Below are 12,186 nucleotides of genomic sequence, written 5' to 3'. Positions count from 1 at the left end.
CTTACTGTAAAAATATTAATAATGAAGTGATTCAAGAATAAAAAGCAAAAGGAATTGGTAAGGCATATAGCACAATGTATTGGGGATATCCCTATTTTGGTTACCGTGGCGGGACAAACAGAATTATAAATGACAAACATCCCGTTTCAAGGGCCGCTCATGCCCAGGCCGTTTCTGTTGCGCTCCAAAAAATCAAAAAACAAATGAGTAAAGATTGTTCCTTATTCATCTCATCCTTAAAAACTCCCTGTAAAAATTAAAAAGAAGTTGAAAGCCTTTTAATGCCATGGATTACTTAACCCTAAAAACATGGTGAACTCTATTTTTCCCAAAATTCAGCTCAATGCAAACCGGACGGCCATTCCTCGGTAAAATGATCTGGTAATCAAAAAATTTTTAGTAAGAATATAAGTTCTACCAAATGGGTGAAAATGTTTACTAATTCTTCTAAAAGTAAGCGAAATCAAGATAAAATTATCCATGAGGCCATTGAAGAATTGGCCAGTGGTTATTCTTCATATCGAATTGAAGAAATAACCGAAGAATTGATCCAGATTGGTGAACCTGCAATTCCCTCGCTTTTAATGGCCTGTAAAAGTGCGTTCTTAAACTGTCGCCAATATGCTCCTTTAATTTTAGGCGAAATATGGTTAAAAGCAAAATCTAAAAAAGCGTTACATGCACTCGTTGAAGCTTTAAAGTATCCTGATGCCGATAATTCTGCATTTGCTGTTTTATTTGAAATTAGAGAGCAAAGTATTATTCCTGAATTATTCAATATTATTTGGAAAGTTCGCCCTTGGAATAGAGAAAGCGTAGCTGAATTAGTTTTTGAATTTGGCACAGAAGAACAAATAAAAAGAATGGAATTGGTGCTAAAAAAAGTGGAGCGTCTTCCATATCCTGGTTTACCAGAAGATTACCCAATAAAATAATTTAAACTCTAAATAATGAGATTTTTTGAACAAATATTCAAAAATATTTATTTAGAAATCCTGAATTTGTGGAAAGATTTCCTCTATATTTTCAAAAAAAGTCAATTAGATAGGTATTAGAATACTTCCTTCAAAAGATAAAACGCTTTAGCGTGCGAAAATTTTTATGCAGTGTGAAGAAGCAAAACTGTTGAATTGTTGATTTGTTGATTTGTTGAATGGCTTGATGTCCCGTCCCAGAGAATCGAGATTTCCGCTGCGTTCCAACCGGTGGCCTGGCCTGTCCGGCTGGATAGCCGTCCAGACGGGCCTGTCAGGCTGCGCCTGCCAGACTGGCCTGTCCCCGAAAATCGGGATTTCCGCTTAGCTCCAACCTTCGGCTGGACAAGCCTATTTCCGGGATTCGTAGTTTTCGCTTGCGTGGAAATAACATTTGTGTAGGTGTTAGGGTAAATCTCGAGCTGAAGCTCGAGTTACGCCTGAAGCGGGGAGAAGAATGACATGCCGGCACAGGCCTTCACTGCCTGGGGAAACTTGTCCCTTGGCAAATTAATTCGTAATTCGTAATTTTAAATTTTTAATTGAAATTACTCTTTTGCCTGTCCGGCTGCGCTTTGCCAGACTGGCGGGCATGTACCCGAGGATCAGGATTTGGAATGACGCTCGGCACGAAGCCTCACTGATTGTCATTTCGACCTTATGAAGGTCTCGAGCTGAAGCTCGAGTTACGTTGCGGCTCTGCTGTCTTAGAATGAACGCAGTTTTTAAATACTCTTTTACTTGTCGTTAGAGTCAATTATCTCCATGGCCCACTGGTAAATCACTTCTACCTGTTGTATAATGGTCAGACGGGTGGTGTCTAACTCCCGAGCATCCCGGGCTTTTTTAAGGGGCGCTTCCTGGCGACTGGAATCCAGCTGATCTCTCTGAGCGATCTCTTTTTCGATCTCCTTCAAATCCATTTCGATTCCCTGACGCCTGAGGTCCAGCTGCCGGCGTCTGGCGCGCACATTTAATTGCGCCACCAGAAAGACCTTTAATTCAGCATCGGGCAGCACAACCGTTCCAATGTCGCGACCGTCCATGACCACGCCTCCCTCTCTGGCCAGGGCTCGCTGTTGTTCAATCAAAACCTTGCGTACGCCCGGGTAGGAGGAGATGATGCTGATGACCTGATTGATCTCTGGAGTGCGGATCTGATCGCTTACATCCTGGTTGTTTAAAAACGTACGTTGAACTCCATCTACAATTTTCAGGCTTATGTTAATGTTTTTGACGTGTTCCACCACGGCCTGCTCATCATGAACATCGATTCCGGAACGTAACACGGAGAGCGTGGCTGCGCGATACATGGCGCCGGTATCAATATACAAATAGCCCAGCTTTTGAGCTAAAAGCCGGGCTGTCGTACTCTTACCCGAAGCTGCGGGGCCATCTATGGCAATACGAATTTTTTTGGGCATCGTTAATCCTTCATACGTAAACCCTGCTCTTCCTGCAAAAAGAGCCAGCCAACGATTTTACCAGGTTCAATTTCATCGGTTTCACTCCAGTATTCCCGATCCCGATCGTATTGCGAACTGGTGTCGTCTTCCGGGATGGATTCGATCTCTTCTTTGATCTTTTTAAAGCGTTCCTGCCAGATTTTGAAATTTTCCGCCCGCAGATCGATCCAGCCTTCGGCCGCCCATTTTTCAATATTTTCTGGAGTAATCTCCAACTCATTACTGCCGCGATAGGCTGGAATTTTCATTTCCGGTCCGCGCAAAAGGCTTTTGCCGTCTGCCATTAAAATGGGAATGCCGATGGACAAAATCTCTGAGCGTAATTTACCGTCTGTTTTAATGATCTCCTGTGCGCAGTTGGACAAGAACTCCGGACTGTGTTGCAGCACTTCGTCCATGGTGAATTTACAACGTTTTAAGAGATAGGCTTCATACAACAATTTACTCAGTTTGGGCGGGCCCAGAAGCTCAAAGGCAACGCTATCCGATTTGTGTTCCTTTTGCAAGCGCTGCATCTTTTGCAAGGCGCTGCCCCGTAAATAACCGGCGCGATAGGTAGGCCCCATGGTGGCATTGTCCAGTGCGTTGATGATGTCGTGTCCGGTATTGCCGCCTTTAATTTCCCAGAGCACCACATTGGCGATCTCTTCGGGGGTGATGAATTCCATCTGGCCGCGGGAGGTTATCGCCGTAAATTCTTCGTAACTGAAGATGCCGTTTTCGCCGGTATCGATGTACACTTTTTTAAGGGTGTCGTTCAAAGGTTTCCAGGGGCCCCGGGACATTTCCCGTTTCAGAGTACCCTTCAGGCGGATGGCATGTTCAGGCGGGCAGTCGTAAAGCTGAACCGGCTTACCTCCTTTGCGGATTTCACCGTATTCGATTTTTTTCCAGGCGATGGCTGCCGTGGGCTTAATCTCTTTGGTGATTGGCGCATCCGGCGTGCGGGCCATGAGCCACAACAGTAAAGTGTGCGAACCGGCAATAGCCGACTTGCTGAGCAACATGCGCGATGGCTTCTCTTCGCTGTGCGTGTAAGGAATATTTAAGCCCATGCCTCCGGTACCGCTGGTACCGATTTTAACATAAACTCTGGTTTTGGCTCTTTTCATGGATTCGTACAAAATCTGAATATGGCGGATTAATTGCGGGGTGTACTGCGTAATGAGCAGGCGCTCAATGGCCGAAACCGTTTCTTCCTGCTTTTCGGCTTTTTTCACATGATCTAATACTTTGCGCACCTCGATGGAGCTGGTAAAGATGTCCTGATAGGCCAGGGCCGTAGCCGAATTGACACAATCCACAATAATATCTGGTTTATGACGGGTAATGACCTGGGCCAGGTAGGAGTGTTCCAGAATATCGGCCGAAAGATCATCCAGCACGTCGTGCATTAAAATCTCTCTGTTTTTAGGATCGGTCAGAATTTCGTTGCGCGTTAAATCTTTAATGGAATCCCGCACAAAAATATTGCCCCACTCCGGCACGTATTTAATGGTGGGGTCTATTTTTTTCATGTTTTCCACGGCTTCACGCGCCTGTTCCTCCAATAAGGACAAGATAATCATTTCAGAAGGTTTTTCTTCAATCATCTTCTTACAAACGGCCTGCCCTACCAGCCCCCAACCGCCAAGGATCAATGCTTTTTTACCTTTTACTTCCATAACCTACTCTCTCCTTTAAAAGGCCAACTTCTTTTTTATTTAAGTAACGCCACTCTCCCGGAGCCAGCTCGCTGGCCGTAATCCCGGCAAAAGAGATGCGTTCCAATTCTCGAACCTTGTAATTCAGGGCTTCAAACATGCGACGCACCTGGCGATTGCGCCCTTCGGTCAATTCAATTTCTACCAGGCTGCCATTGTCTACAATGCGTAACTCGTTTACTTTACAGGGCTGCGTTTTTACGCCATCCAGTTCCACGCCATTTTGCAAACGATGCAGATCGATAGGCCGGATGACTTTATTAAGCAGAGCGCGGTACACTTTAAGCACTTTGTAATTGGGATGCAATAAATGATGGGCTAAGTCGCCATCGTCGGTCAACAACAGCACACCGGTCGTGTTGTAATCAAGACGGCCGATGGGGTAAATGCGTTCGGGGATAGCGATTAAATCCAGCACCGTTTTGCGATAGAATTGATCGCTGGCTGTGGTGACGACGCCTTTGGGTTTATTCAAAACGATGTACACAAACCGTCTTTTTAATTTTACAGGCTGGCCTTTAAAAGTCACCCTGTCCTTTTTTTCATCGATGACGACACCGACTTTATTAACCACTACATCATTCACCTTAACCAGCCCGGCCCGAATCAAATCATCGCATTTGCGGCGTGAAGCAATTCCCGCATGAGCCAGAAATTTGTTTAATCGCATCATGGTTAATGCTTTTCCCCACTACTGTTCTGGTTTTCCTCTTCCGTCGATGGGACATCATTGTCTGGTTCAACGGCCTGGCCGCTTTTTTGTTCATCGCTTTGCTGCTCACCTGCCGTTTTTTTATCGTCGGAAAGAATTTCTTCAGCGCTGGCAATACCCAGCTCTTCTGGGGCAAGCTGCTCCAGGGCCACCTGATCCAGACTTTCCAGGAATTTGTCGTCGCTCTTTAAAATCTCGTCAATCTCTTTCAATTTTGGTAAATCGTCCAGGCTTTTCAGGCCAAAATAGGCCAGAAACTCTTTGGTTGTTCCGTAAAGCAACGGATTACCCGGCGCCTTTTCCCGCCCTACCACAGTAACCAGATTTCGTTCGATTAACGTGCGCATCACGGCATCCACATTGACGCCACGGATATGTTCAATTTCCTGTTTAGTGATGGGTTGTTTGTAGGCCACAATAGCCAGGGTTTCCAGGGCCTTTTGCGTGAGTCGCTGCCCCTGACGCGCCTTGTACAGCTTATTGACAGAGTCGGCAAATTGCGGCCGGGTAACCATTTGAAAGCCACCGGCAACCTCTACAATCTGCAGGGCCGAGTGCTGTTCTGAGTAACGCGCATTTAACATCTCTACGGCCTTGCGGATTTCTCTGGCGCCTACACCGCTTACAATTTCTTTAATCTTTTGAATGGTCAGGGGCAGGTCGCTGGCAAAAATCAAGGCCTCAATGGTGGCAACGGTATTATTTTCCATTGTTAAGCCGCTTTTTTTAGTTTAATTCTGATATCGTCAAATACTTCAGATTGACGGACTTCGATGCGCCCTTTGCGCACTAATTCCAGTAAGGCAATAAAGGTCACAATTAGAACCATTTTATCCCGAAATCGCTTCATCAAATCCTGAAAGAGAATCATTTTCTTTTCCCGAAGTTCATTCAACAGAAATTCCGTCTGTTGTTCAACCGTTACATCGATTCGGGGGACCTGATGGTAAGTGACTTTGGGCATGTTGTCCAGAGCCCGTTTAAAGGCGATAATCAGATCGAACAGCGAAACTTTTTCCAGGAACTCCTCGGTGGAGGTCTCTTTACTCTCTCGCCGGATGAATTGAAAATCGCGACGGGGAAAATATTTTCTGCGTTGCTCTTCCAGGTCTTTTAATTCGTAGGAAACCTCTTTAAACCGCTTGTATTCCAGTAAGCGTTCGACTAACTCGGTTCGCGGATCGTCAGCTTCTTCTTCGCCTTCCATAACCAGCCTGGGCAGCAACATGCGCGCTTTGATGTGCATTAAAATGGCCACCATTTCGATGAAGTCGCCGGCCACATTCAAATCCAGAATGCGCAGGGCTTCGATGTATTCTAAAAATTGCTGTGTAATTCGGGCGATCGGAATATCGTAAATATCGACCTCATTCTTGCGAATCAGGAACAATAACAAATCAAACGGGCCTTCAAAAATGTCTAATTTAACGCGGTATCTCATCCCATTTTCATCGCTTTGTGGACGTCGTCCATTGTTTTCTGGGCTACGGCCTTGGCTTTCCTGGTTCCTTCATTTAAAATATCGCGCACCTCATCCAGATGGTTTTCGTAATAGACGCGCTTTTCACGCAGGGGCGCAAAAAAGTCGGAAATCTTTTCGGCGCAGCGTTGCTTACAGGCCACACAACCCAGAGCTCCGCTTTCACAATCTGCTTCGATCTGATCAACTTCCTGCGGATTGAATTTTTGATGATACTTGAACACATTGCAAATCCCGGGATGTCCAGGATCGCCTTTGCGCACCTTTTGCGGATCGGTGATGGCAGTACGCACTTTTTTCTGAATCTCTTGCGGTGAATCTGAAATCAAGATGAAGTTGTTGTTCGATTTCCCCATCTTACGGCCATCCAGACCCGGCAAACGCGAAAAGGTGGTCAGCTTGGGTTCCGGTTCAGGAAAAACCGGAGCATAGGTCTGGTTAAATTTTCGGGCAATCTCTCTGGTGATTTCCACATGGGGCAATTGATCCTCGCCTACAGGCACCAGATGCGCCTTGTACATCAGGATGTCGGCTGCCTGTAACACCGGATAGCCCAGATGTCCGTAAATGATGGTCTCGGCGTTTAAATCCCGAATCTGCTCCTTAAGTGTCGGATTGCGTTCCAGACGCTCTTTGGTTATTAACATGGAAAAAATGAGATGCAATTCGGCATGTTCTTTTACTTTTGATTGCACAAAAAGCGGAAGTTCGGGGTTAATGCCAGCGCTTAACCAATCTATGATCATCTGCAGCGTGTTTTCCTCTACGGAGAAAGCGGCCGCCGGGTTGGTTGTTAAGGCGTGCCAGTCTGCCACAAAAAAGTAGCAATCGTATTCATTTTGCAATTTAAGCCAGTTTTCGAGTGCTCCGGCGTAGTTGCCCAGATGCAGGCGACCAGACGGACGCATCCCGCTTAAAATCCTTTTCTTCTCCATTGTCTCTCCCAACAATACATCTGTTCATTTTTTTAAGAAATTTTAATTTACAAAATGATTGGCATAGGCACAAACTGAGTTTTTATTTAGCAGTCAAAAAAGTAGGATTTCAGAAACTTAAGGACGCCCCGAGCAAAGGCCTTGTCCTCTCTACTGATCATCTGTTTGAATTGAAGAAGGCTTGAATGAAGGCATATTAAGAAAAGGCTACTTCACTAAAATCATTTTACCTTTTGCCGATTGTCGCCTGCCCTTGCTCTCAAACAGCAACTGATACAGATAGAGGCCGCTGGCCAGCAGATGGCCGTCAAACAAGATAGTGTGCTCGCCTGTGCTCTGGAAACGAAATTTCTTTTGCCACACGCTCTGTCCCAGGGTATTGTAAACATTCAGACTGACCTGACCCGCAGCGGGAATTTTAAAACGAATTTTGGTGCTGCTGTTAAACGGATTGGGGAAATTACCGACCAGTCGAAAGGTCTCAGGCAAGGGCGTTCCAGCCGGATTCAATGCCGAAAGCTGATCCAATGCCAGGAACTGAATGATGCGGTGCATGAGTGAATCGCGCTGGCTTTCGTTGTAAATGGTTTCAAAAGGAAAGCCCAGGTACACCAATTTTGCATCCTTTTGCCCTTCAGGGAAGCGTCCTTCAAAATAGATGGCTGCTCCCTGCCCGTTGCCATATTGCAATGCCTGTCTGGCCTCGCCCATGGGGGTAATGGCATCCGGATAGGGTACGGCATAGGTGCCGTATTGCCCATTATCAAACGAAAGACTTAAGCCGTCGAAGGGCGTGTTTGCCACTCCAAGCAGGGCATTGCTACCGGCATTATCTTTTACAAAATCCGCTTTTAAAAATTCTGTAAAAAATTGCTGATCGTATGCGCTGCCCAGATTGGCTAAATCGTAGCCTACTTCCGAGCCACTTACTAACAGTCGTCCACCGTTTTGTAAATACTGCTTCACCACAGCCTGCTCATCTCGATCAAAGGTGGCGTCGTGGTAACTCTCGTCCCCTAACAGGTAGAAAACCGCCGGGTAATCATCGAGCCGGACCTGCCTGGTTTTGACCATTTCGTTCGTGGTGGTTTCAAAAGCTACACCCCACCTGGCCAGCGCTTTTCCCCAGCTGATGACAAAGGGATGATACAGCTGATGCCAGCGGCCACTGGAGGCCGAGGTTCGATCGAAGCCATCCACAATGAGAACTTTGGCGCTATTATCCTTACGGTGCGCCCCGTAAATGTCGGATGACACGCTGGGATTTTGCAATGTTCCGGAAGAAAAACTACGTAATTTAACAAATATCGTCTGATCGTCCTGAATGGGGACGCTCCATCGAGTGGTATCTTTGGGAACGGCAATACCCGATCCCCAGCTGTTGCCGTCCGTCGAAAAATAGAGGCGTAATGAACTGACATTCTCCAGGCCCTCCAGCGACCAGTTGATTTCTAACTGATCATTCACGCTAATCCGATCGATGCGCGGCTGAGGAATATTGCCTGGCGCGCCCTGGCGGTTGACATAATATCTGGGAGTGTAATTACTGAGCGAACTGTAATAATAGGTGCGGTAAGAAACGCGCCAATCCCGGCCGGAAGATTCGGCCACAACCAGACTGCCATTGTTGTTTTGCTTAACCACCATGCGCACGTGTCCCACCTTGTGAACCGCATCGCCCGGTTCGACCTCGCTCCAGGAGGCGTAGGGTAAGGTGATGCCATCATCCATCATGCTGGTGGCGTAATGGCGCGGTAAATTCCAGCAACGCGAGACAAAACCGGAGCAATCCACGCCCACGGCCGAGGGCGTACCTCCCCCATCGGTGTAATTGTCGCCAGCGTACTTTAAAATTTCAATACCATAAAGAAAGGCTTCCAGCGATTCAAAGCCACCCCATTTGTAGGGCACCTGGCGGTTTTGCCCCACCTTCACCCAGTCGGGTGTGCGCACCTGATTGCCGTAGGCGTCTGTTACCACCCCATGGCTAAGATTGGCCGAAACAGCGGTCCACTGGAGTTGCACGTAGGCATCGGCCGTAGCCAGCGCATCGGAAGGCATGACCTGAGGAAAGTCCTCAAAATCGGTCTGTTTTTGTAAACGCGCCGTTTCAACCGTTTCTACCTGGGCAGGTAAAAAGTTGTAGTGCTGGCCTTCAAAGTAGGAATCCGGATATTCGATTTGCGGAGGTTGGGCCTGATTGAACAAGGAGTGCAACGACCATTTAACGATTCTAATACCCCGCGGATTGGAAAACATCTGATAAAAATTTCCCTGTCGATCGATGTACCAATCCCGGAAAATTTCACTAAAATTTCGCACCGGAACATGGATCTGCAAGAGCGAACGGAAGGCCTGGTCCAGAACATGAATCTCGCGCCGGACGCGCAGAGGAACCTGCTGTTCAAAGAATTCCAGATTCAGATAAACGTGATTTTGGGCGTCGCGGCCCAGATAACGCACGCTGGCCAGTTGTCTATTTCCGAAGTTCAGCGTTTGCCACTTTTTTGAATCCAGCGTCAATTTTGCAGCGTTGGGACCCACTTTTTGCACAATGACCGGTGGCAGGTCGGGCGTCTGAATATTGAGCGGGGCCTTTTGCAGCCCACGACCTTTAGTTGAAACGTAAAAACGCTTTTGATCGCTGAAGTTTAGTTGCAGCTGCTGGCTATTAAGCCGTTGCAGGGATTCAATAATTTGCAGTGGCGAGTCGGGTTTAAAAACATCCACCAGTCGACCTCCCTGGAAGAAAAAGAGCTGATTTTGAGCCAGAACAACGAATTGATTTTCATCCACAAAATCAAAATCATCAGCAAATGGCGGCACTGCAATGGATTTGAGCAGCCGACCCTCCCGAAACTGTTTAAGTTCACTTTGTACGGCATCCAGTAAAATTATGGTTTCATCCTGCACCTGAAAAGCCTGAGGGCCATAGTTGGCTTCCGGGGCCTGGCGCAAACCAACCTGCTCCGCGCCTTTGCCCCACACCAATTGTAAAACAACCTGTGGCGTTTGAGCCTGGAGGTTCATGCCAAACACAAAAAATATCAACAAAACCAACAAAAAAGATTTAATTTTCATAACTTTCTTTACCTCATGGTACGTTCTTGTTTTTACAAGGTAAGCAATTTTTCTTAAAAAAAACAGCGCCCAAATCACAATTTGTTCAGTTTATTTACTAACCTGCGAAAAAGACGTTGAAGCGACAGGACCACATTTTTTAGTTACGAATTATTTGCAGCTCGGAACATTCGGGAATTGTTCCATGTTACTAACCGTCAATTCGAAATCCGATTTAGGACATAAAGAGATATGGTTTCCAGGTCTGATGCGGTTTACCGGCCATCAGCTTCAGGTAAAAGAGCGGTCCCGGTTTTTTTGGCGTTTTAAGCAACTTCATTCCGGCTTTTTCCGGCGTTCGATTTCCTTTTTTGGTGTTACAGGCCATGCAGGCGGCCACTAAATTTTCCCAGGTGTCTTTGCCGCCAAAGCTTTTGGGAATCACATGATCGATGGTCAGTGGGCGGTTATTCTTTCCACAGTACTGGCAGGTGTGATTATCCCGTTTCAAAATATTTTTGCGATTCAAAGGAACCTCGCGATACGGTTTGTGAATATAGCTGTGCAGGCGAATCACACTGGGACAGGGCAGACTCATGGACACAGCATGGATAGCCCCTTCATAGCGTTCCACCAACTCCACCTTTTCGGTGTACATCAGAATAATGGCTCGCTTAACCGTGGAAATAGCCAGCGGTTCATAATTCTGATTTAAGACAAGAACTTTACGGTTTAGCATGACCGGCACTCTGCTTTACTTGAATAAGGTGCGAACCTGTACAAAATGGCGCAGTAAATCTGGTGAAAAATCGAGATCATCTTCGTCCAGGGAATTGATGCGCACCATGCCTCTGACATGGATAAATTGTTTCTTTCCCAGGGCAATAGCAACATGCGTAATCTTTTCGCCATTCTCTGAAAAAAAATAGAAATCGCCTTCTCTGGCTAGAGCTGGGTCTTCAGACACCGGCTGACTGTCTTCAAACTGCATCCAGGCATCACGCCTTACGGGCCTTCCCAGCAATTTGCAGGAGAGTTGCACCAGCCCCGAGCAATCCAGACCAAAAGGCGTTTTTCCGCCCCAGATGTAGGTCACTCCTAAAAATTGCCTGGCCACCTGAGTCAGCTCTTTTCTGCCAAACTCTGGCATGTTCCAGAAGGCATTGGCCGGAATAAAGCCCTGCCGCTCATCCGGTAATTGTACTCTGCTCCACTCCTTCTTTTGCTCGATCACCGGCAAACGGGAGCCTGCCCCCACCTGACGTATTATCGGCGCACTGCTATCGGGCTCAGCAAAGATATTCCAGAACAAACCGCCGACCATGCGCCATTCGGCCTGTGGCTCCTGACAAACCGCTACCTGATGCTCGCTCATCCAGCCTTCGTAGTTATCTTCTGTTTGAACTCGCAAAAAAGCATCGATCTTTTCCAGTATTTCCAGGCGCTCCCACAACACGGCCTGTGTATCGACCTCGGAATGAAAGGTAGGCTTGCGATACACATTGGCAAAAGCGACGTTTACAAAATAGTACATGTTTTTTCTCATAATTAAATTTAGATCGTAATGTAATAGTCAAAACCGCATGGAGCAAGTCTTAAAAAGTGGTATTCTGCAGATCTTGCAAAATATTGTCAACCATCTTCTAAAGTAGCAGAGCCGCAACCTTTAAAAAACCGCCAAGGGCGTCCGTCTGGCCGTGGCAGCCTGACAGGCCCGTCTGGCCAGCCGGACAGGCAAAAGAGTAATTTTAATTAAAAATTTAAAATTACGAATTACGAATTAATTTGCCAAGGGACAAGTTTCCCCAGGCAGTGAAGGCCTGTGCCGGCATGTCATTCTTCTCCCAGCTTCAGGC

General features: G+C 46.8%; 10 protein-coding genes. 1 reads left to right on the top strand and 9 read right to left on the bottom strand.

Translation table 11 applies throughout. From position 1 onward, the window contains the following. Positions 1–431 precede the first annotated feature (431 nt). Positions 432–935 carry a hypothetical protein gene (locus tag ACWB0I_RS12580; RefSeq protein WP_479388418.1) on the top strand — a complete coding sequence of 168 codons (504 nt, stop codon included), beginning with the start codon at positions 432–434 and terminating at the stop codon, positions 933–935. A 776-nt stretch (positions 936–1,711) separates the two neighbouring features. Here the strand turns inward: ACWB0I_RS12580 and cmk are convergent. From cmk to ACWB0I_RS12535, 9 genes are all read right to left on the bottom strand, one after another. Beyond that, on the bottom strand, positions 1,712–2,398 hold the full coding sequence (gene cmk / locus ACWB0I_RS12575; protein ID WP_479388417.1) for a (d)CMP kinase: 687 nt from the start codon (positions 2,396–2,398) through the stop codon (positions 1,712–1,714). Between the two features lie 2 nt (positions 2,399–2,400). Next, positions 2,401–4,104, bottom strand: coding sequence for a short-chain dehydrogenase (locus ACWB0I_RS12570; protein WP_479388416.1), 1,704 nt, complete (start codon positions 4,102–4,104; stop codon positions 2,401–2,403). Then, the gene (locus tag ACWB0I_RS12565) at positions 4,088–4,816 is read right to left on the bottom strand and encodes a pseudouridine synthase (protein ID WP_479388415.1); all 729 of its coding nucleotides are present in this window, start codon (positions 4,814–4,816) and stop codon (positions 4,088–4,090) included. Before ACWB0I_RS12565 ends, ACWB0I_RS12570 begins: the two co-directional genes overlap by 17 nt. A gap of 2 nt (positions 4,817–4,818) precedes the next feature. Next, positions 4,819–5,565: an SMC-Scp complex subunit ScpB gene (gene scpB / locus ACWB0I_RS12560; RefSeq protein ID WP_479388414.1), complete on the bottom strand. Its 747-nt coding sequence runs from the start codon at positions 5,563–5,565 to the stop codon at positions 4,819–4,821. 2 nt (positions 5,566–5,567) lie between these two features. Continuing rightward, a complete protein-coding gene (locus ACWB0I_RS12555) occupies positions 5,568–6,296 on the bottom strand; it encodes a segregation and condensation protein A (protein WP_479388413.1) in 729 nt (242 codons plus the stop codon). Then, positions 6,293–7,270 carry a tryptophan--tRNA ligase gene (gene trpS, locus ACWB0I_RS12550; RefSeq protein WP_479388412.1) on the bottom strand — a complete coding sequence of 326 codons (978 nt, stop codon included), beginning with the start codon at positions 7,268–7,270 and terminating at the stop codon, positions 6,293–6,295. Before trpS ends, ACWB0I_RS12555 begins: the two co-directional genes overlap by 4 nt. A 207-nt stretch (positions 7,271–7,477) precedes the next feature. Then, positions 7,478–10,351, bottom strand: a complete 2,874-nt coding sequence (locus ACWB0I_RS12545; RefSeq protein WP_479388411.1) for a T9SS type A sorting domain-containing protein — start codon at positions 10,349–10,351, stop codon at positions 7,478–7,480. A 214-nt stretch (positions 10,352–10,565) separates the two neighbouring features. Next, entirely contained in the window at positions 10,566–11,069 is a 504-nt protein-coding gene (locus ACWB0I_RS12540) for an HNH endonuclease (protein WP_479388410.1), read from the bottom strand. A gap of 15 nt (positions 11,070–11,084) precedes the next feature. Continuing rightward, entirely contained in the window at positions 11,085–11,864 is a 780-nt protein-coding gene (locus ACWB0I_RS12535; RefSeq protein ID WP_479388409.1) for a C40 family peptidase, read from the bottom strand. Positions 11,865–12,186 lie beyond the last annotated feature (322 nt).

The organism is Caldithrix sp. (assembly GCF_056497305.1).
Note: the sequence above shows the minus strand (reverse complement) of the source record. Positions and strands in the feature narration are given on the sequence as shown.